We start from the raw sequence: 20,427 nt of genomic DNA, 5'->3' as shown, positions 1-20,427 counted from the left end.
GGTATTGAATATATAATTTATGGCAAAAATTAAAAAAAGGTACGGTAAATGGGGTGGATATTTAGAGAAGCTTATTTATGAAAAACCGAAACGAAAGGTAGAAAAAGAGAAAGTAAACGATCCTGATTATTACGTAAGAGTAGATAATCAGTTTTTTATAATGAATAATGGTCTTATTGGTAATATATATATGTATACAGGGATGTGGATAAGTTTTTGTGCATTATTGTATCTTTTTGGAAGAACTGTTGTAAGTAAAGGAGTTAACTATTTAGGTTTTTTTCTTCTACTCTCTTTAGGCTTCTTTTTTATAGTATATCATTATACTCGCCCCAAAAAAGAGCTAGTATTAAATCGTTTAGAAGGGCTTATAACTGTACCGAATACATTATATTTTAAACCATATACAATGCCTTTTCAAGACGCTTTAGCAGCATGGTCAGTAAAAAATTCTGGTATCAACCCTACAGGTCCAAGTTTGTCTCTTCTTCACCCAAATGGGTTTACAAGTACAGATGTTATGGGACATGAAGTAATAGAAGATTGGAGTTTTATAGTTTGGTACATGGATAAAAATAGACCGTTACCACCAGGAAGTGCTTTTGATGAGTACAGGAAATCCGATTATGAACGCAGAAAAGCAGCAGGTTTCCCTATGCCTTTATACCCAAGTAGTATACCAACACCCGAAGCTACGCCAGAACAACAAGCAGAACGTAAACGTATTGGTGGATGGTAAAATATTATAGAGTAGTCCTACTATAAAATAAAAATTTAAATGCGAATAAAACCTTAGCATTAAATTTATGACAAAAATTAAAAAAAGGTACGGTAAATGGGGTGGATATTTAGAGAAGCTTATTTATGAAAAACCGAAACGAAAGGTAGAAAAAGAGAAAGTAAACGATCCTGATTATTACGTAAGAGTAGATAATCAGTTTTTTATAATGAATAATGGTCTTATTGGTAATGTATATATATATATAGGGACAGCACTTATGATTTTAATATCATTATTTATTTTACTTCGTGAGTTGAAAGGAGTAGCTCATAATATTCTTTTCTATATTTTTTTTTATTGCTTAGGAGCTTTTTTTATAGCCTATCATTATACCCGTCCCAAAAAAGAGCTAGTATTAAATCGTTTAGAAGGGCTTATAACTATACCGAATACATTATATTTTAAACCATATACAATGCCTTTTCAAGACGCTTTAGCAGCATGGTCAGTAAAAAATTCTGGTATCAACCCTACAGGTCCAAGTTTGTCTCTTCTTCACCCAAATGGGTTTACAAGTACAGATGTTATGGGACATGAAGTAATAGAAGATTGGAGTTTTATAGTTTGGTACATGGATAAAAATAGACCGTTACCACCAGGAAGTGCTTTTGACGAGTACAGACAAGCGGATTTTGAACGAAGAAAAGCAGCAGGTTTTCCTATGCCTTTATACCCAAGTAGTATACCAACACCCGAAGCTACGCCAGAACAACAAGCAGAACGTAAACGTATTGGAGGATGGTAAAGAGATAAAATTAAGTAAGCTATGTTATGAGTTATTGTTTTACAAATAATTTTTAAAAGAGTAAAAGCCTAAGGTTATGAAATGTAAAGTTTTAAAAATTTGTACCTTTGCAAGGCATGAAGAAACATTTTTCTAAAATAACAGCTATAACCTTAGCACTAACAGTGTTGCTATCTACATTCTCTTTTAATGTAGAAAAACATTTTTGTGGTGATTTTTTAGTAGCTATTTCTTATGTAGGAAGTGTAGCTAGCTGTGATGATGTAGAGGAGGACAGCTGCGAGAGTAAAACAATAGAACCATCGTGTTGTAAAGACGATGTAGAGCTTATAAAAGGGCAAACTCAAATTCAGAAATCGTCTGTAGAAAAAATAACCTTTATAAAGGTTGCTACAGCGGTTACTTCATATGTTTTTAACAGTCTGTTATTTCAAGACTTAGAAAAACAAATTATTCCACATAAACAGTATGTACCACCTAAGTTATTTTTTGACATACAGGTGCTTCACGAAGTCTTTATCATATGATTTACAATTCTTACTAAAAAAATAAGAATTGTATAATATAGTATGATGAAATAAATAATGAAAAAAAACTTCATAATCAGTATTTTTTTACTGATTTCTCTATCACTTTTTGCTCAAAAAGAGTTAAAAGGAGTAATAAAAGATAATAATAATTTAGAAATATTTGGAGCGAATGTATATTGGTTAAACACAAATACAGGAACGACCACCAATGAAACAGGAACTTTTAGTATTCCGTATAAAAAGGAGTATAAAAAATTAATAATAAGTTTTGTTGGTTATAAGACAGATACAATAAATGTTAGCAGTACAAAACCAATCAATCACTATTTAACAGAAAGTAATACGTTAAATGAGGTTGCAGTTTCTGCAAAAAAAAATTCAACACAAAGGTCGTATTTACAAACACAAAACTTGGTAACTATTAATAGTGATGAGTTGTTAAAAGCCGCTTGTTGTAATCTGTCAGAAAGTTTTGAAACCAACCCGTCAATAGATGTTAATTTTTCTGATGCGTTAACAGGTACAAAACAAATTCAAATGTTAGGATTAACAAGTCCGTATTTGTTAATTACCCAAGAAAATATTCCGTCAATTAGAGGAGCAGCACAAGCATTCGGATTAACATTTACACCTGGAACTTGGGTTGAAAGTATTCAAATAACAAAAGGAGCAGGAAGTGTTGTAAATGGTTTCGAAAGTATTTCGGGACAAATAAATACGGAGCTAGTAAAACCATCTACTAATCATAAGTTTTACCTTAATGCTTATGGAGCTTTGGGAGGTAGATTAGAGTTCAATACCCATTTCAATCAAAAAGTGAGCGAAAAGTGGCAAACAGGGTTGTATGTACATGGAAACTATAGAGGAGAAAAATTTGATAAAAACAAGGATAACTTTTTAGACAATCCATTAGCAGAACAAATTAATGTGATGAACCGTTGGCAATATACTGATGCCGAAAAAGGTTGGGTAAGTTTTATCAATTTTAGGTATTTAGACGATTCAAAACAAGTAGGAGAAGTTGGTTTTGATCCAGAAGTAGATAAAGGTTCAAATACTGTTTGGGGAAGTGAAATTAAAACCAAACGTTTTGACACTTCTGTAAAAGTAGGCTATGTGTTTCCAGATATGCCATTTCAAAATATGGGCTTTCAAGCGGCGTATAGTAACCATAAACAAGATTCGTATTTTGGATTGAGAGATTACAACATTCAGCATCAAAGCTTTTATAGCAGTTTTGTCTTTAGCTCTATTATTGGAGATACTCGTAATAAGTTTAAAACTGGTGCTAGCCTTACGTATGACAATTACGAAGAGTTTGTTAGTGAGCTGCTGTCCCCTAATTTTAATAGAAAAGAGAATTCTGTAGGAGCTTTTTTTGAATATGCTTATGACAATGCAGATAATCTTAGTGTTACAGCAGGCGTTCGATTAGACCATCATAACTTGTTAGGGACTTTTGTAACACCAAGATTGCACATGCGTTATGTTCCTTGGGAAAGAGGAGTATTAAGAGCTTCTGTAGGAAGAGGAAAACGAAGCGCGAATATTTTTGCAGAGAATCAACAATTTTTTGCTTCATCACGAGCAATTACTATTGAAAGTTCAGGTGGAAATATTTATGGCTTAGACCCAGAAGAGGCTTGGAATTACGGAGTATCGTTTTTACAAGGATATAAACTATTTGGTAGAAAAGGAGATGTAACATTCGATTTTTATCAAACAAATTTTTCAAATCAGGTGGTAGTCGATTGGGAGAATCCACAAGAAATTTCTTTTTATAATTTAGAAGGAAAGAGTATAGCAAATAGTTTTCAGGTAGAAATGAATCAAAATATAATCCCTTATTTTAATACTCGATTCTCTTATAAGTTTTATGATGTTTCTACAGATTATAAATCAGGAAACTTAGCGAAAACATTACAAGCAAAACATCGTTTTTTTGCTAATGTATCTTACGAAACTAAAACAGAAGAAAGCGATGCCAGTTGGAAGTTTGATGTAACTTATAACTGGATAGGAGAGCAACGACTACCTAATACAAACAACCAGTTACCAACATATTCAGATAGCTATAACTTATTAAACACGCAAATAACAAAAGTGTTTTCAAAAAAGTTTGAAATGTATGCTGGGGCTGAAAATATTACAAATTACAAACAAAAAAATCCTATACTGGGAAGTGATAATCCATTTGGTGCAAATTTTGATACTACTATTGTATATGCACCAGTTTTTGGAAGTAACTTCTATGCAGGGTTACGATTTAAAATAGATTAATTCAATAAATTAAAAATCAAGAACACATGAAAAATATATTTTTATTAGCAGTTGTTTTATTATTAAGCACATCAACATTTGCTCAGAAGAAGAATGCAAAAGTATCTTTTGAAGTAGACGGTGTTTGTATGATGTGTAAGCAGCGTATAGAAAAAGCAGCGTTAAAAACTAAAGGAGTGAAATTTGCAAAATGGGATGTGAATACTCACGAGTTAAGTTTAATTATTGATGAACGCAAAACAAGTACAGAAACAGTTAAAAAAACTATTGCTGGTGTAGGTCATGACACAAAAGAGTTTAAAGCAACAAAAGAAGCTTATGATAATTTACATGAGTGCTGTAAGTATCGTGATGAGGAAGTGCAAAAAGATCATAAAAAACCAAAGAAGTAATAAAAAAAATCCCGAGTATTAACTCGGGATTTTTATGTTATAACATTTGTAAAGTGTTAATTTCTTGTTGCGTTAATTCACGCCATCTACCACGAGGTAAATTCTTTTTAGTTAAACCAGCAAAAATAACACGATCTAATTTTTTTACATGATATCCATAATGTTCAAAAATTTTACGAACAATACGGTTTCTACCAGAGTGAATTTCAATACCTACCTCAGTTTTCTTTTCACCCTCTACGTAAGAAACGGCATCAATAAAAACTTTTCTTCCCTCAATAATTACATCACCACGTAATTTTTCTAAATCAGCAATGGTTAATTTTTTATCTAAAGAAGCATGGTATAATTTACGAACGTTATGCTTAGGGTGCGTTAATTTTTTTGCTAATTCACCGTCGTTAGTAAATAATAATAAACCAGTAGTATTTCTATCTAATCTTCCAACAGGGTAAATTCGTTCTCTAGTGGCGTTTCCTACTAATTCCATTACAGTTTTACGACCACGGTCATCTTCCATAGTAGTAATGTAATTTTTAGGTTTGTTTAATAAAACGTAACGTTTCTGCTCCATAGAAATTAAAGTTCCATCAAAACGAACTTCATCAGTAGGCTGCACTTTGTAACCCATTTCCGTAACTAATTTCCCGTTTACAGAAACACTTCCGTGTTCAATATACGTATCTGCTTCTCTACGAGAACAAATTCCTGAATTAGAGATAAATTTGTTCAAGCGAATTCCTGTATCTTCAGTTTTTTTCTGAGTAGGTTTATTGCTTTTTGGTTTTCTGAAATCTTTTTTGAATTGATTTTTTCCTTGAGGATTGCTGTTACGTCCAGCTTGTCGTCCTCTCGACGAGTTTTTTGAATTCATAATTAAATTTTAAAAGTTTGCAAATTTACGGTAATTATTTGGTTTTTAATCTAAAACCTCAACTACTTTATCTACAATTAAAGATTTATCGATAAATAACAAGCTAAAGACTCCTATTAATAACAAGACCTTTAAAATGTTGTGAGCTAATCTATATTGATTGTTTTTTGTTGATTCCCATGTGTAAAAACCAACAAATATTAAGGTAATGGCAGCTAAATAAAAATAATATTTCATGTATTCTATAGCAGGGTAGTTAAATAAAACTCCAATAGGTACTAAAGTTAATACCATTAATAAAATAATTAGCTTTTTAGTATTTCGTTCTCCATATTTAACAGGGAAAGTGTTGTAGTTATTAGCTATAGCTCCTTTAATATTTTCTAAATCCTTCATAAGTTCTCGAATCATGATGACTAGAAAAAGAAAGATTGCGTGTATGAAAATTACTTTTGAAAAATTTTTGTAGTGTACAAAAATTACAAAAAAAGGAAGTATGGTTAATACTGTGGCTGTTATTAATCCTATTAGTGGATGTTTTTTTAGTTTATGAGAGTAAAACCAAATGCCAAATATATATACAGAGAAAAAGAATGCTGCTCGCCATGAAACTAACCATCCGAAGAAAAAACCAATAAAATTTAGTGTAAAATATAACGTTAGTTTTGTTTCTTGCTTTACATAAGAATCTAAGCCTGTTTTTATAGGTCTGTTAATAATATCAGCTTTTTTATCGTAAAAATTATTGATGATATATCCGGAAGCAACTACACAAACGGTAGCAATAACTAAATAAAGTAAATGCCAATCAAAAACTACAGGTTTAACTGATTTTGCATCAGAGAAAATAAAAATAGCAGCCAAATATTGGGCTGCTATTAATACTAGAATGTTATAACCTCTTATGACAGATAAAAGGCTAAATATTTTTAAGAAAAATGTATTGTTTTTAAATGTACTCATAGTAGCATTTTAAAAGCGATACACTAATTCTAATTTATAATCTTTTAAACTGTTTTTTGCTTTTTCGTAATCTTCAGTAAATCCTAAGATGTAACCTCCACCACCAGAACCACAAAGCTTTAAATAGTAATCGTTGGTTTGTATACCTTTTTCCCATACTTTATGAAAAGCAGTAGGAATCATAGGTTTAAAGTTAGCTAAAACTACTTTTGATAGTTTTTTCACGTTACCAAATAACGATTTTACGTTTCCTTGTAAAAAGTCTTCAATACAAGCATCTGTATGTGTTGCGAACTCTTCGCTAATCATTTTTCTGAAACCTTCGTTTTTCATCTTGTTCATAAAGATGTTTACCATTGGTTCAGTCTCCCCAATTTGCTCAGAATCTAATAAGAAAACAGCTCCTTTTCCTTCTTTTTGAGAAGGAATTCCTGCTGGTTCAATATGTTCTTTTGAATTGATTAAGATAGGTAAACTTAAATAAGAGTTTAAAGGATCTAACCCAGAGCTTTTTCCATGGAAAAAAGACTCCATCAATGAAAAAATTTGTTTTAAAGTTAAAAGCTTGTCTCTCGTTAGGTTTTCTAAAATTGTAATTTTATCATTAGCATATTTATCGTAAATAGAAGCTACTAAAGCGCCAGAACTTCCAACTCCGTACCCTTGAGGTATTGAAGAATCGAAATACATTCCGTTATCAATATCACTTTTCAAAGAATCTAAATCAAAAGATACTAATTCAGAATTTAAGTTAGTCAAATAACTATAAAACTTCGCTAAGCTTTGATTTGACTTCTCAGCCTCTCCAGTTAAGTTTTTTGCAGATTTTAACGCTCCTTTATAAGAACTAAAAGGTATTGCTAATCCTTTAGAGTCTTTGATAATTCCATACTCTCCAAAGAGTAATATTTTTGCGTAAAATAAGGGTCCTTTCATAGGTGTTTTAATTACGGTGCAAACATACAAGTAAAACCACTAGTTTACAAACTAGTACACGTTTTTGTAAAAAGTTTTCCAAACGCCCACTTTTTCGTTATCGCGGTATTTACCTTTTGTTTCTATTTTACCATTCTTATAAAAAGTTTTCCATATACCTTCTCTTTCACCTTCTTCATACTTTCCTTCCTCTTTTAACTCACCAGATTCATAGTATACCTTTCGAATTCCGTGAAGTTTTCCGTTTTTGTAATTGGCTCTATGAAAAGGTTTGCCATTGGTATGGTAATATAGTACCAAACCATCAAATTCTTCTTGGTTAGGAGTTTTTACAGTACTAAAACCCTCCATTTGTACTTGACCATTTTTGTAGTAATCTACAATCCAAAAGCCGTCATTCATTCTTTTGGGAGCAGGTCTATAAAACTCATGCTCTCCTTTAGTTGTTTCTTGCCAGTTTTTATCAAACCAAATAGTATCTTGTGCATTGACTGAATTGGTTATAAAACCAATAAAAAGGGCAATTATTAATGTTGAAGTTTTCATAATAGTAGGGAATTTAGGTTAAAATAGGTCTCGCGCCAAAACCCACACTATCACAAATATAATGATTTTTTTGGCAGTATGCAGCTAAATTATTCTTAATAAATACTTCAATATCAGTCTTTTCCGAATTAGGGTATAATACATGTACATTCGCGCCTGCATCTAAGGTAAAGCAAACATTGCTATCATTTTCTTGTCTGTATTCCCATATTTTATTGATGATTTCTAACGTGTTCGGTTTCATTAAAATGAAATATGGACTACTTGTTAACATCATTGCATGTAATGTTAAAGCTTCGCTTTCAACAAGGTCAATAAATGCTTTAATATCTCCATTTTGAAGGATTTTTGAAAGTTTTTCTAAGTTTTCATTGGCCTGATTAAAACGATTTTCAGCATACGGATGATTATGCATTAAATTGTGACCAACTGTACTTGAAACTTGCTTTTCACCTTTATCAACTAATAAAATAGTATCCTGGTAGTCTTCAAAAATAGGATGAATTTTATAAGGGAATTTTGTACCGAATAAATCTGAACTTCCTTTAATCTCAGGATGATTTCCCCAAACGACTAATGGTCCTTCAATACTTCTACTAGCACTTCCTGATCCTAAACGAGCTAAAAAAGAAGCTTTTTTATTAATATATTCATCAGTTAAATTTGGATTTAATTCTTTTTCCAAATTCATTAAACACATAGCAATAGCACTCATTCCACTTGCAGAAGAAGCAATACCACTACTGTGTGGAAATGAATTTTCAGAAGAAATAACCATGTTATACTCTAAAATATAGGTACAGTATTTTTGTATTCTTTCAAAGAATTTGGCTATTTTAGGTTTAAAATCATCTTTCTTTTTTCCTTCAAAGTACAATTCAAATTCTACTTGGTTTTTTGGTAATGTCTTTATGAATTCAATTTTTGTAGTTGTATGGCAATTATTCAATGTAAAGCTTATTGAGGCATTTTTAGGAATTTGAGGTTCGCTTTTTCCCCAGTATTTTACCAAAGCAATATTACTAGGTGTCTGCCATGTAACGGTTAAGTTATCTACTTTTTTATCTTGAGAAAGAAATAAGAAATCTGATGTATTCAACGTGTAAAAAATTTGCTGTAAAGATAGAACTTCGCTTACACTTGTGCTAATTTTTGTAAAACGCTTTCTTTATAGCTTCTGCTTATTGAGATTGCTTTTTTAGTAACTTCAATATATTCGTTAGTATATGAGGAAATTTTAGAAACTGAAACGATGTACTCTTATAAAACAATCACTTGGTAATATGGCTTCAAAATTACTAATGGTTTCTCTAGTAACTATAGTATTTCGTCTCAAGTTTTAGCGCCAGCATTTGGATTGTTGAGGGCTATTCGATATTATCTTGTTGTGGAAAAGAGATAGCTAATCTAGATTTTTGATTAGTTAATCCTTTTAATACCTATTTCTAACATAGAAATGGGTATTTTTGTTGTATGAGAAAAATTAAACTGATTTGGGACTTTAAAGGTCCTGATGGATTGGAAACAGCAAAACATCACTGTATACATTTAAAAGAATTTACGCAGATAGATGGTTTGCCATATCATGAAGTAAATTTTGTATCTTTAAACGAAATGCATACCATCGCTTTTATTGTGGTTGATGAGGAATATATGAAAACCTTTAGAGATGCATTGAAACCTCATAGAGGAGAATTAGCATAATATAACACAAAAAAAATAGATCTATGTTTTTAATTAATGCCCTAGCAAAACCAAAAAAATCTTCTGAACATTATGATCAAGTTATAGGAGCTTACGTAAGCTTGTATATTGATTATAAAGATATTGAAGGAGCTATGCGATTAGCGAAATTTTATATCAAAAATGAAGATTGGAAAGTAGTAGAAATAGAAGACGAATATTTTACGTTAGATTCTGTGGATGATGTAGAAGATAATGAGCAAAAAGAATTGTATGAAGAAGCTGTAGAGTATGGATACTCTATTATTTTTAATTGCTACGAAGAAGAAGGAGAAGACGAAGATTAAAAAAAGCATGTCATTTCGAACGGAGTGAGAAACCTTAATTATTTTCGTTCGAAATGATATTTTATTTATTCAGCAATTGCATTAGCACAAATAAAACCACCTGTCCAAGCATTTTGAAAGTTGAAGCCACCAGTAACGGCATCAATATTTAATACTTCACCTACAAAAAACAAGTTTTTGTGTTTTTTACTTTCAAAACGTTTAAAGTTAATTTCTTTTAAATCGATACCACCAGCAGTAACAAACTCCTCTTTAAAAGTAGTACGTCCATTTGCATTGAATAATCCTTTGGTTAACTGATCTGCTAAGTTTTGAAGTTGCTTATTGCTCAAATCAGCCCAGTTTTGGTTGTTTTTTATTTCTGAAGTCATTACCAAACGTTCCCATAATCGGCGAGGAATATCACTAAATGGAGATTTTAAACTAACTTGTTTTTTAGCTTGTGATTTTTTTAACTCTTGTAATGTTGAAAAAACGGAATCGGTATCTTGTCCTAACCAATTTACCAATACGTTATATTGATAGTTTTTATCAGCTAAAATACGAGCACCAAAAGCGGATAATTTTAAAATAGCAGGACCACTCAAGCCCCAATGGGTAATTAGTAATGGACCAGAATTTTCTAAATTTGTTCCAACAAGTGTAACTTCTGCATTTGGAACTGATATTCCGCCTAAATCAATAATTCGCTTGTCTTTTATATTGAAAGTAAATAAGGAAGGAACAGGTTCAATAATTGTGTGATTTAACGTTTTACATAAATCCCATACTTTTTTACTACTTCCTGCGGCAACCACTACGAAATCAGCTTCAAAATCTTGATTTTTTGTGTTGATAATCCATTTCTCATTTTGTTGATAAATAGAGTTTACACCATGGTTTTTTAACACGCTAATTCCAAGGTTATCAACAGCGTTTTGAAAACAATCTATAATAGCTTGTGAGGTGTTTGCTTCTGGAAATACTCGATTATCTTCTTCTATTTTTAAAGGAACTCCGCGATTTTCAAACCATTCAAAAGTATCACCCGTCATGAATTTATGAAAAGGACCTAATAACTCCTTTTTACCTCTCGGGTAGAATTTTGTTAGTTCTTTAGGTTCAAAACAAGCATGTGTAACATTGCAACGACCTCCACCAGAAATTTTTACTTTCTGTAAAACCTCTTTTCCTTTCTCAAGAATAGTAATGTCCAATTCAGGATTAAGTTCTTTTGCATTAATCGCAGTAAAATAACCTGCAGCTCCACCACCAATAATAATAACTTTTTTCATCTTTTTTATGTCAGTTCGAGTAATTTTCGGTAGAAAATTGTATCGAGAACTTTTTTAAATCATCTCGATACAAATTTATTTCATTCTTCAATAAATTCACTCGATGTAACAGGCTTAATTTTATAAAATCATTTCTTTATAGGTGAGGATAGTATTGAATCCTTTTTGTTGAAAATAGCTTGTAGTATCTTCATTTCCTGTAACTAAAATAAAATCACCACCCCAAGCGCCTAAACTTTTTACTTCACCAAAATAGTCAGAAAATAACCTTTGTTTTACAGTGTCTTGTTTTATAATTGAACTAATGATTTGCTCATGCTCAATAATGATTTTTTCTAAATCTTTAGAAGTGTTGGCTTTTAAAAACTCTTGAGTTAAATTGTCAATTTCAGGAATTAAGATCTTAGCTTCTTCTTTGTGTTTTTTATAGTGAGCAATTCCTTCTCTGCTATTTTGTTTTTGGTTTAAATGCACAAAAAATAATTCTTCAGAAAAATGTGGATTGAAATTTACTTCTTGAATATGAGGTTGTTTTTCTTCTAGTTTATATAGAATCGGAGTGTTATGTTTTGCACAAGCGATATCGTAACCACTTCCAGAAAAAGCGTTCCAAAGTAAAGTAAACGGATTTACATTTGCCCAAGTAGCTATATTATTAATTAAGGTTGAGGAACTTCCTAATCCCCAGTTTTGAGGAAATGTTAGGTTTGTTTTTACAACGAAACCGTTTTCAGTAGTTAGAAATTCAGGATTTAAACGTTTTGCTTCTTGTAAAATATCGCGTAGTGTTTCAGCAATAAACTCAGCACTTCCTTCTTTATCAGAATTAAACGTAGCTGAGGTTAAGCGTAGTTTGGGTAAATCAAAAGAAGCCTCGAACCAACATTCTCCAGTATGCGTAAAACTTCCCCAGATAAGTTGTGATTCTTTAATTGGTTCAACAATTAAGTCTTGTCCAAACTTAGTAGGAACAGCTAACGATGTTGCACCATCTAAAACAACATATTCTCCAGTGAGTAATAATTTTCCGTTAGAATAGTGTCGCATTATACCAGTCCGAATTGTTTAAAGTGATGTGTAAAATGTTTTACTTGGAATTTTTTCCAATATTCATAATCTAACTCTCCAAAAAATGGATGTACAACTGTTCGGTTTGGATTTTCATTAAAAACAGTTTCGAAGTGCTGCACTTGCTCAATCAAATCAATAATAGCTTCGTTCATAGAACTAAACTTTAACGGAGTTGGAGCTTCTGATAAAAATGGAGCTTTAAATCCAGTTTGTAACTCATTATCAGAATTTAAAAATGGTTTTCTTCTAGCTGATTTCTCATCAGAAACATAGGTGTCAACTTTCCAGTTTCCATTTGCTATTTGAGTAACCAAGCTTAAATGTTCTACCATGTGTTGTCCACTCATTTTACCAAACAAAGGTTTTGCATCGGCTTTTAAACTTAAAAGAGTATCACGTACTTCTTCTTCATTTAAAAAGTCTACCCATTGTACTTTTGGCTTACGAAGCTCATTTAGTTTTTCAACCACGGCACTATGAGAAGCTGTTCTGTCTTCAAAATAGGTGGCTACAATTTCTTTTTCTTCATTGCTAGCTTTGTGTTGATTTAAAATGTTCATCAAGTGCATTTTCATATGCCCATGTTGAATTCCCTTGGTTGTTAAAGCACGCAAAGCAGCAAAATTTTGAGCTAAACCAGCGGCAGCAATAATTTGCATTAAAGTGCGAGCACTAGGTTTTTGCATCATATCTAACGATAATTTTGCCATTGGGTGTAAGGCAGTTAATCCCCCCACAGTTCCTAATGCTAAAGGAATTTCAATCCAAAATTTAAAAATACCGTCTTTTACTTCACAGTGAGTTAAGCTTTTATATTGTCCGTCTTTTGAAGCATACGCATGTGCACCCGCTTCAATGGCTCTAAAATCGTTTCCAGTAGCTAATACAACAGCATCTATTCCGTTCATAATACCTTTGTTGTGTGTAACTGCACGGTACGGTTCTACCTCTGCAATTTTAACAGCCTGTTCAAACTTTTGAGCAAACTTCTCAGGATTCTTTCCGCCCAATTCGGCTACTTTACAACTTACTTCCGCTCTAACTAAACATTCAGGAACGTAGTTAGAAAGAATGCTCATAACTATTTCAATATCGTCTTTTCTAAAAGCTTTAGCAATAGCTTCTAAACAAGAATTAATAAAGTTAGCTCCCATACTATCTTTTGTTTCAAACGTAACATGTAATTGATAGTAGTTTGCAAGCTTATCTGTTTTATCAACTAGTTGAATATCTAATATTCCGCCACCACGTTTTTCCATGTTTTTGGTAATAGATGCGGTAGCTGCGTATAATTCTGTTTTTTGTTGATTAAAATAGGTTTCTAACTCTTTTTTGTTACCAGCATACATAAAATGTACCTGACCAATTTTTGTAGTAGAAATTACTTCTGTTTTAAATCCTCCACGAGTACTCCAAAACTTGGCAACTAAAGAAGCAGCAGCAACAACAGAGCTTTCTTCAACCACCATTGGTATTACATAACTGCGTCCGTTAATAATAAAGTTAGGAGCAATGCCGTAAGGCATATAAAAATTAGAAATGGTATTTTCAATAAAATCATCATGCAATTGTTGTAACTTCTCGTCTACATTCCAATATTGCGTAATAGTTTGTATAATTTCTGGTTGATTGTTAAAGTAAGTTTTAGCCAACCAGTCTATTTTTTCTTCTTTGGTAAGTTTAGAAAAACCAGAGATCGTTTTAGACATTCTCAATTCATTTTTGATGGCTCAAAGATACGTGAATCATGTTAAAATGCTTGTGTTATTTGGTTTTTATGATTTTTTTGAGCGGGTTTTTGGCTATTTTTCCGTAAACTTGGCAAACTTTTTAGATAAACAACAACTTAACATGAAGAAATTATTATTATTGTTTATAGGGATATCTTCGCTAGTACAAGCTCAAAAAAAAGATATTTCTTTAGAGGATATATGGCGAAAAGGCACATTTAGAGCCGATTATATGAACTCTTTAAATTCTATGAATGGAGATTTTTATTCGTTATTAAATTATGAGAATGGAAGTTCTACTGTAGATAAATACAGTTATGAAACTTTAGAAAAAGTTGCAACGATTGTTGATAGTAAAGATTTAGCAGGATTGAAATATTTTCAATCATATAGTTTTAATAATGATGAGACCAAATTAATTTTAGGAACGAACTTTAAGCAAATTTTTCGTCATTCATATTTAGGTACTTATTATGTGTATGATATTGCTAAAAAATCATTAGACTTAATTGGTACAGATATTCAAGAACCAACTTTTTCTCCTGATAGTAAAAAAATAGCATACGCTAAAGACAACAATTTATTTATTAAAGATTATTCAGATGCCAATGTGGTAATTCAAATTACCAATAGTGGTAAAAAGAACGAAATCATTAACGGTATTACTGATTGGGTTTATGAAGAGGAATTCGGTTTCGTAAAAGCATTTGAATGGAGTAAAGACAGTAAAAACTTAGCATATTTACGTTTTGATGAGAGCAAAGTTAAAACTTTTTCAATGGACGTATATGGAAAAGAAAAATACCCAACACAGCATGTGTTCAAATATCCAAAGGCTGGTGAAGAAAATGCAAAAGTAGCATTACGTATATTTTCTTTAGAAACGAACAAAACTGCAGAAATTAGAGTTGGAGATTATGAATATATTCCTAGAATTAACTGGACAAACAATCCAAACATATTAGCTGTTAGAACATTGAACCGTCATCAAAATGATTTAAAAATGTATTTTGTTGATGCAACTACTTTTAATAGTTCTGTAGTTTTAAATGAAACAGATAAAGCATATGTAGATATTACAGACGACCTAACTTTTTTAGACGATAATAACTTTATTTGGACAAGTGAAAAAGATGGATACAACCATATTTACCACTATGATAAAGATGGTAAGTTATTGAATCAAGTAACGAAAGGAAATTGGGAAGTTACTTCTTACTACGGATATAATGCTGATAAGAAAACTATTTATTACCAATCAGTAGAAAACGGTTCTATTAATAGAGGAGTGTATAGCATTTCTTTAGACGGTAACAACAAAAAGCTATTGAGTAACTCTACAGGAACAAACAACGCTGCTTTTAGTAAAAACATGCACTATTTCATCAATACTTTTTCTGATGCAAATACACCACCAGTGTATACGCTAAGAAATGATGAAGGTAAGGTATTAAAAACTATAAAAGATAACGCAGCTTTAAAAGAAACTATTGCAGGGTATAATTTAAGTAAAAAAGAGTTTTCTACTATTAATGTTAACGGTAACGACTTAAATATGTACACTATTAAGCCTGCAAACTTTGATGTAAATAAAAAGTATCCAGTTTTAATGTATCAATATTCAGGGCCAGGTTCTCAAAATGTAAAAAATAGTTGGAATGGTTCAAATGATTATTGGCACCAAATGTTAGCACAAAACGGATATATTGTTGTTTGTGTTGATGGTAGAGGAACAGGTTTTAAAGGTCGTGATTTTAAGAAAGTTACTTATATGAACTTGGTGAAGCATGAAACTGAAGACCAAATTTCGGTGGCTAAAGAGTTAGCAAAATTACCGTATGTTGACGCGAATAGAATTGGTATTTGGGGATGGTCTTTTGGAGGACATATGAGTACGAACTGTTTATTAAAAGGAAATGATGTATTTGCAGCAGCTATCGCTGTGGCACCAGTTACTACATGGCGTTTTTACGACACAATTTATACAGAACGTTACATGCGTACACCAGAGGAAAACCCGGCAGGGTATGATGATAACTCGCCATTGAATTATCCAGAATTATTAAAAGGAAAATATTTACTAATTCACGGAACAGGTGATGATAATGTACATGTTCAAAATGCTTATAGAATGGCAGAGGCTTTAATTCAAGCAAATAAGCAATTTGAGTGGGGAATGTATCCGGATAAGAATCATGGTATTTATGGAGGAAATACTCGTTTACACCTGTATACCAAAATGACCAACTTTATTAAAAACAACTTATAAACTAAAACAATATATTATGGCTAAAAATGTAGCAACCGAACGGGAAATATTTGGACATCCAGTAGGATTATTTATGTTGTTCTTTACAGAAATGTGGGAACGTTTTTCATACTACGGTATGAGAGCTCTACTGGTTTTATATTTAATTAGCGAAGTAGCAAGTGATAATCCGGGTTTAGGGTGGACTAAAAGTGATGCTAGTAGCTTATACGGTTGGTACACAATGCTTGTTTACATTACTCCAATCATTGGCGGGATTATTGCTGATAAAATTTTAGGATTTAGAAAAGCCATTATTATAGGAGCTGTGTTAATGACATTAGGGCACATATCGTTAGCTTTTGAACCGATGCCAGCGTTTTACTTAGGACTTGGTTTATTAATTATAGGAAATGGTTTTTTTAAGCCAAATATATCTTCAATTGTAGGGCAATTATACCCAGAAGGAAGTGATAAAAAAGATTCAGGGTATACTATTTTTTACCAAGGAATTAACGTAGGAGCTTTCTTGGGGTCAATTTTATGTGGTTATTTAGGAGAAACTTTAGGTTGGCATTATGGGTTTGGATTAGCAGGTATATTTATGTTTATAGGATTGATTCAGTTCCATTTAGCACAAAAAATGTTTGGAGAAATTGGATTAGCGCCAAAGAAAGAAGTTTCTAAAGAAACTACAGAAATAGAAAAAAAGCCATTAACAAAAGTTGAAACTCAGAGGTTAATAGTTGTTGGTGTTTTAGCATTTTTCTCTATCTTTTTCTGGGCAGCTTTCGAGCAAGCAGGTTCGAGTATGAATATTTTTGCAAGTGAATATACTGATAGAAGTTTAGAAGGGACAGGAGTAATTGTATTTAAAATTTTTGGAGCTTTACTATCAGCTTTACCAGTAATAATTTTAACATGGTTATTTGTAGGAATGTTTAAAGCAATTGGTAAAACGTATGCTACAGCAATGATGTTTATGGCACTAAGTGTTGTTATTTTGTGGGGAATTATTGGATATATGATTTATAATCAGTTTTTTGATGAAAACCCGGAGGTACCAGCAACATGGTTTCAAAGTTTAAATGCGTTATTTATCTTCACTTTAGCACCATTATTTTCTTGGGTTTGGCAAAAATTAGCAAAAACAAAATATAACCCTAACGGACCTCAAAAGTTTGCTATTGGATTAATATTACTTGGATTAGGTTTTATACCAATGGTACTTGGAGCAGCAAATGTTGGAGGAGATTCCATACAAAAGGCTAGTATGATCTTTTTAGTTTTAGCTTACCTATTACATACTATGGGAGAGTTAAGTTTATCACCAGTTGGTCTTTCCTATGTAAATAAATTGTCACCAAAAAGATTATTAGGTATTATGTTTGGTATTTGGTTTTTTGCATCTGCCATGGGTAATATGATTGCAGGAACTTTTTCAAGTTACATGGAAAAGATAGCTCAAGAATCTTCTATGTCTGATTTCTTTAATATCTTAGTTTGGATTCCAATTGGAGGAGGTATAGTATTATTCCTTTTAAGTTTTCCACTTAAAAAGTTAATGCACGGAGTAAAATAATAAGGAGCATTTAACCTCATGATAATCTTTATCATGAGGTTTGTTACATATAAACGATAAATAAATATGAGTTCAGTTACATCAAACGATTTTTTTAAATCAAAAGTATTAGGGCATCCATCAGGGTTGTTTGTGCTATTTTTTACAGAAATGTGGGAGCGCTTTTCTTTTTACGGAATGCGTGTTTTATTAGTTAACTTCTTAACAGCAGCAGCTATTGGAACTAACCCTGGTTGGGAATGGTCAGCAGAAAATGCAGGTGCTTTATTTGGTACTTATGCAATGTTATTGTATTTAACCCCAATTTTAGGAGGAATTTTAGCAGACAAATTAACAGGATATCGTTGGGCAGTTGTTATAGGCTCTATTATTATGACACTTGGTCACGCTGCTATGGCTATTGAAACTGAGTTTTGGTTGTATGTAGGTTTAGCTTTATTAGTAATTGGTACAGGTTTCTTTAAACCTAATATGACATCTATTATTTCTGAGATGTATAAAGACTTACCAGAAAAAAAAGATGGAGCATATACTATATTTTATATGGGAGTTAATGCAGGAGCTTTCTTTGGAATGATGTTATGTGGATATTTAGCTGAAAAGATAGGTTGGTCTTGGGGGTTCGGTTTAGCAGGAATTTTCATGTTATTAGGTACTTTACAGTTTTGGTTAGCAAAACCATTATTTGGAACTATAGGAGATGTTCCTTCAAAAGAAGAAAATAATGTTGTTGAAACTTCTGGTCTAAACTCAAAAGAAGAGGATAAAAGAAATCCTTTCACAGGTTTAGATAAAATATTAATTGTAATTTCCTCTGTTATAGGTTTAGGATACGCTATTAACGATCCTTTATCAAAAATTGGAGGTATAGATGTTTTTGGAGCTCTTAAAATAGGAAATTTTGAAGGACAATATGTAGCTGTACTGTTTGGGTTAATAGTATTTTTAGTTTTAACTATTTCTCGTATATCTCGTTATGCTAAGGTTGTACGAGATAGAATGATTGCTGTAATTATATTTGCTTTTTTTACTGTTTTCTTCTGGATGAGTTTCGAACAAGGAGCTTCTTCTTTAGTGCTTTTTGCTCGTGATAATGTTGATAGAGTTTTAACAGGTAATGCACAAACAATTTTTAATATTGTAAATACACTATTAACTGTAATTCCCTTAGCTATTATTACTTGGGTACTAATTTTATTAGGAAAAGAAACAGGAAAAAGAATTCCTGTATCCAACTTTGTATTAGCAATATGTTTTCTGGGAGTTTGGGCATTGGTAGGTTGGATGTTATATCGTGAGTTTTCAGCAGAAGCTTCTGAAATAACGGTATCATGGTTTTCAATATTAAACTCATTTTTTATTATAGCCTTTGCTAATTTCTTTTCTAAATGGTGGGATTCAAAATACAACCCGTCTGCAGCTGTAAAGTATGGATTAGGACTAATTATAATGGCAGTAGGTTTTGGGTTGTTAGCATTTGGATCTTATGGAATAACCGATGGTGTTAAAGTGAGTATGATATGGTTAATATTAGCATATTTGTTTCATACCTTAGGGGAGTTATGTCTTTCTCCAGTAGGTTTATCATATGTATCTAAATTAGTACCTGCAAGAATGATTGCATTTATGTTTGGTATGTGGTATTTAGCAATAGCAATAGGAAATAAAGCAGCAGCTGTTTTAGGAGGTCAAATAGAAAACATAACAAAAGAATATAGCCTATCAACATTCTTTTTAATTTTCACAATAGTTCCAACATTAGCAGGATTGTTAGTAATAGCTTTAAATCCGTTAATTAAAAAACTAATGCATGGAGTTAAATAACTCTAAATAAAAGTTAAAACAATATTTTTAGAACCTGTCAATTTTAAATATTGGCAGGTTTTTTTGTAATTTTGGAACACTTATTGAGACTTAAAGGGTATGAAAAAAATAATATTAATAGTAGTTTTAACCTTTATTTCATATGGAGTAAAGGCACAAGACAAGGTAAATTGGTTAAGCTTTGAAGAAGCGATGGAAATGAGTGAGAAAGACCCTAAACCAATTTTAGTAGATATTTACACCGATTGGTGTGGTTGGTGTAAAAAGATGGATAAAACCACTTACAAAAACAAAGTAATTGTTGAGTATATCAATACACACTATTACCCAGTAAAGTTAAACGGAGAAGCTAAACATGATATTACATTTCAAGGAAAAACCTTTAAATACCAGTCTCAGGGAAGAAGAGGTTATCACGAGTTAGCGGCTGCTATTATGAAAGGACAATTAAGTTATCCTTCAACAGCTTTTTTTAATACTGATAAGCAATTATTACAAAACGTACCTGGCTACTTAGAAGAAAAAAGATTTGAGAAAATACTGGCGTATTTTAACAAAGATAATTATAAAAATACACCTTGGACAGAGTTTGAAAAGAACTTTAAAAGTGCCATGTAAAAA

At 31.7% G+C, this 20,427-nt stretch carries 19 protein-coding genes; 11 read left to right on the top strand and 8 right to left on the bottom strand.

Going from position 1 to position 20,427, the window contains the following annotated elements; all coding sequences use genetic code 11:
• Positions 1 to 19 precede the first annotated feature (19 nt).
• The 5 genes from ABMY20_RS12975 (at position 20) to ABMY20_RS12955 (ending at position 4,728) form a co-directional block, all read left to right on the top strand.
• On the top strand, positions 20 to 739 hold the full coding sequence (locus ABMY20_RS12975; RefSeq protein ID WP_349265505.1) for a hypothetical protein: 720 nt from the start codon (positions 20 to 22) through the stop codon (positions 737 to 739).
• Positions 740 to 806: 67 nt separating this feature from the next.
• Positions 807 to 1,526, top strand: a complete 720-nt coding sequence (locus ABMY20_RS12970; protein ID WP_349265504.1) for a hypothetical protein — start codon at positions 807 to 809, stop codon at positions 1,524 to 1,526.
• A gap of 116 nt (positions 1,527 to 1,642) precedes the next feature.
• On the top strand, positions 1,643 to 2,053 hold the full coding sequence (locus tag ABMY20_RS12965; RefSeq protein WP_047790556.1) for a hypothetical protein: 411 nt from the start codon (positions 1,643 to 1,645) through the stop codon (positions 2,051 to 2,053).
• 57 nt (positions 2,054 to 2,110) lie between these two features.
• Positions 2,111 to 4,336, top strand: a complete 2,226-nt coding sequence (locus ABMY20_RS12960; protein WP_349265503.1) for a TonB-dependent receptor — start codon at positions 2,111 to 2,113, stop codon at positions 4,334 to 4,336.
• A gap of 26 nt (positions 4,337 to 4,362) precedes the next feature.
• Entirely contained in the window at positions 4,363 to 4,728 is a 366-nt protein-coding gene (locus ABMY20_RS12955) for a heavy-metal-associated domain-containing protein (RefSeq protein ID WP_125066765.1), read from the top strand.
• A gap of 37 nt (positions 4,729 to 4,765) precedes the next feature.
• Here the strand turns inward: ABMY20_RS12955 and ABMY20_RS12950 are convergent, their stop codons facing one another.
• Genes ABMY20_RS12950 through ABMY20_RS12930 form a run of 5 tightly spaced genes read right to left on the bottom strand, consistent with a single transcriptional unit; the run spans position 4,766 to position 9,146 of the window.
• Complete coding sequence (locus ABMY20_RS12950) at positions 4,766 to 5,602, bottom strand: pseudouridine synthase (protein ID WP_047790553.1); 837 nt, start codon at positions 5,600 to 5,602, stop codon at positions 4,766 to 4,768.
• Between the two features lie 45 nt (positions 5,603 to 5,647).
• Positions 5,648 to 6,565 (bottom strand): geranylgeranylglycerol-phosphate geranylgeranyltransferase, encoded by a 918-nt coding sequence (locus ABMY20_RS12945; RefSeq protein WP_047790552.1) that lies wholly within the window; start codon positions 6,563 to 6,565, stop codon positions 5,648 to 5,650.
• Positions 6,566 to 6,574: 9 nt separating this feature from the next.
• Positions 6,575 to 7,501: a hypothetical protein gene (locus ABMY20_RS12940; RefSeq protein ID WP_047790551.1), complete on the bottom strand. Its 927-nt coding sequence runs from the start codon at positions 7,499 to 7,501 to the stop codon at positions 6,575 to 6,577.
• Positions 7,502 to 7,552: 51 nt separating this feature from the next.
• A complete protein-coding gene (locus ABMY20_RS12935) occupies positions 7,553 to 8,047 on the bottom strand; it encodes a hypothetical protein (RefSeq protein ID WP_053056775.1) in 495 nt (164 codons plus the stop codon).
• 13 nt (positions 8,048 to 8,060) lie between these two features.
• Positions 8,061 to 9,146 carry a diphosphomevalonate decarboxylase gene (locus ABMY20_RS12930; protein WP_349265502.1) on the bottom strand — a complete coding sequence of 362 codons (1,086 nt, stop codon included), beginning with the start codon at positions 9,144 to 9,146 and terminating at the stop codon, positions 8,061 to 8,063.
• A gap of 374 nt (positions 9,147 to 9,520) precedes the next feature.
• On the opposite strand from ABMY20_RS12930, the gene ABMY20_RS12925 reads away from it, so the two are divergent.
• Positions 9,521 to 9,751 carry a hypothetical protein gene (locus ABMY20_RS12925; RefSeq protein WP_047790549.1) on the top strand — a complete coding sequence of 77 codons (231 nt, stop codon included), beginning with the start codon at positions 9,521 to 9,523 and terminating at the stop codon, positions 9,749 to 9,751.
• 23 nt (positions 9,752 to 9,774) lie between these two features.
• A complete protein-coding gene (locus ABMY20_RS12920) occupies positions 9,775 to 10,077 on the top strand; it encodes a hypothetical protein (protein WP_047790548.1) in 303 nt (100 codons plus the stop codon).
• Between the two features lie 65 nt (positions 10,078 to 10,142).
• Here the strand turns inward: ABMY20_RS12920 and ABMY20_RS12915 are convergent, their stop codons facing one another.
• From ABMY20_RS12915 to ABMY20_RS12905, 3 genes are all read right to left on the bottom strand, one after another.
• Complete coding sequence (locus ABMY20_RS12915; protein WP_349265501.1) at positions 10,143 to 11,351, bottom strand: NAD(P)/FAD-dependent oxidoreductase; 1,209 nt, start codon at positions 11,349 to 11,351, stop codon at positions 10,143 to 10,145.
• 120 nt (positions 11,352 to 11,471) lie between these two features.
• The gene (locus tag ABMY20_RS12910; RefSeq protein ID WP_239178756.1) at positions 11,472 to 12,398 is read right to left on the bottom strand and encodes a GYDIA family GHMP kinase; all 927 of its coding nucleotides are present in this window, start codon (positions 12,396 to 12,398) and stop codon (positions 11,472 to 11,474) included.
• Complete coding sequence (locus tag ABMY20_RS12905) at positions 12,398 to 14,131, bottom strand: hydroxymethylglutaryl-CoA reductase, degradative (protein ID WP_349265500.1); 1,734 nt, start codon at positions 14,129 to 14,131, stop codon at positions 12,398 to 12,400. The genes ABMY20_RS12910 and ABMY20_RS12905 overlap by 1 nt, the downstream gene beginning before the upstream one ends.
• Before the next feature lie 142 nt (positions 14,132 to 14,273).
• Between ABMY20_RS12905 and ABMY20_RS12900 the strand changes: the two genes are divergently transcribed.
• The 4 genes from ABMY20_RS12900 to ABMY20_RS12885 all read left to right on the top strand — a co-directional run bounded on the left by ABMY20_RS12900 (position 14,274) and on the right by ABMY20_RS12885 (position 20,424).
• Positions 14,274 to 16,421, top strand: coding sequence for a S9 family peptidase (locus ABMY20_RS12900; protein WP_349265499.1), 2,148 nt, complete (start codon positions 14,274 to 14,276; stop codon positions 16,419 to 16,421).
• A 16-nt stretch (positions 16,422 to 16,437) separates the two neighbouring features.
• The gene (locus tag ABMY20_RS12895) at positions 16,438 to 17,982 is read left to right on the top strand and encodes a peptide MFS transporter (RefSeq protein WP_047790544.1); all 1,545 of its coding nucleotides are present in this window, start codon (positions 16,438 to 16,440) and stop codon (positions 17,980 to 17,982) included.
• Positions 17,983 to 18,048: 66 nt separating this feature from the next.
• Entirely contained in the window at positions 18,049 to 19,806 is a 1,758-nt protein-coding gene (locus ABMY20_RS12890; RefSeq protein ID WP_253057458.1) for a peptide MFS transporter, read from the top strand.
• A gap of 99 nt (positions 19,807 to 19,905) precedes the next feature.
• Positions 19,906 to 20,424 (top strand): DUF255 domain-containing protein, encoded by a 519-nt coding sequence (locus tag ABMY20_RS12885; protein ID WP_047790542.1) that lies wholly within the window; start codon positions 19,906 to 19,908, stop codon positions 20,422 to 20,424.
• Positions 20,425 to 20,427: the final 3 nt, after the last annotated feature.

It is taken from the genome of Tenacibaculum sp. SSH1-16 (assembly GCF_040104435.1).
Lineage (GTDB): Bacteria > Bacteroidota > Bacteroidia > Flavobacteriales > Flavobacteriaceae > Polaribacter > Polaribacter mesophilus.
The sequence above is the reverse complement of the archived record's forward strand: the minus strand, read 5'-3'. Positions and strand labels throughout refer to the sequence as shown.

Bases quoted from the DNA above. Each gene is read 5' to 3' on its own strand.
- ABMY20_RS12975 (WP_349265505.1), top strand. From the start codon at position 20: ATGGCAAAAATTAAAAAAAGGTACGGTAAATGGGGTGGATATTTAGAG.
- ABMY20_RS12970 (WP_349265504.1), top strand. From the start codon at position 807: ATGACAAAAATTAAAAAAAGGTACGGTAAATGGGGTGGATATTTAGAG.
- ABMY20_RS12965 (WP_047790556.1), top strand. From the start codon at position 1,643: ATGAAGAAACATTTTTCTAAAATAACAGCTATAACCTTAGCACTAACA.
- ABMY20_RS12960 (WP_349265503.1), top strand. From the start codon at position 2,111: ATGAAAAAAAACTTCATAATCAGTATTTTTTTACTGATTTCTCTATCA.
- ABMY20_RS12955 (WP_125066765.1), top strand. From the start codon at position 4,363: ATGAAAAATATATTTTTATTAGCAGTTGTTTTATTATTAAGCACATCA.
- ABMY20_RS12950 (WP_047790553.1), bottom strand. From the start codon at position 5,602: ATGAATTCAAAAAACTCGTCGAGAGGACGACAAGCTGGACGTAACAGC.
- ABMY20_RS12945 (WP_047790552.1), bottom strand. From the start codon at position 6,565: ATGAGTACATTTAAAAACAATACATTTTTCTTAAAAATATTTAGCCTT.
- ABMY20_RS12940 (WP_047790551.1), bottom strand. From the start codon at position 7,501: ATGAAAGGACCCTTATTTTACGCAAAAATATTACTCTTTGGAGAGTAT.
- ABMY20_RS12935 (WP_053056775.1), bottom strand. From the start codon at position 8,047: ATGAAAACTTCAACATTAATAATTGCCCTTTTTATTGGTTTTATAACC.
- ABMY20_RS12925 (WP_047790549.1), top strand. From the start codon at position 9,521: ATGAGAAAAATTAAACTGATTTGGGACTTTAAAGGTCCTGATGGATTG.
- ABMY20_RS12920 (WP_047790548.1), top strand. From the start codon at position 9,775: ATGTTTTTAATTAATGCCCTAGCAAAACCAAAAAAATCTTCTGAACAT.
- ABMY20_RS12915 (WP_349265501.1), bottom strand. From the start codon at position 11,351: ATGAAAAAAGTTATTATTATTGGTGGTGGAGCTGCAGGTTATTTTACT.
- ABMY20_RS12910 (WP_239178756.1), bottom strand. From the start codon at position 12,398: ATGCGACACTATTCTAACGGAAAATTATTACTCACTGGAGAATATGTT.
- ABMY20_RS12905 (WP_349265500.1), bottom strand. From the start codon at position 14,131: ATGTCTAAAACGATCTCTGGTTTTTCTAAACTTACCAAAGAAGAAAAA.
- ABMY20_RS12900 (WP_349265499.1), top strand. From the start codon at position 14,274: ATGAAGAAATTATTATTATTGTTTATAGGGATATCTTCGCTAGTACAA.
- ABMY20_RS12895 (WP_047790544.1), top strand. From the start codon at position 16,438: ATGGCTAAAAATGTAGCAACCGAACGGGAAATATTTGGACATCCAGTA.
- ABMY20_RS12890 (WP_253057458.1), top strand. From the start codon at position 18,049: ATGAGTTCAGTTACATCAAACGATTTTTTTAAATCAAAAGTATTAGGG.
- ABMY20_RS12885 (WP_047790542.1), top strand. From the start codon at position 19,906: ATGAAAAAAATAATATTAATAGTAGTTTTAACCTTTATTTCATATGGA.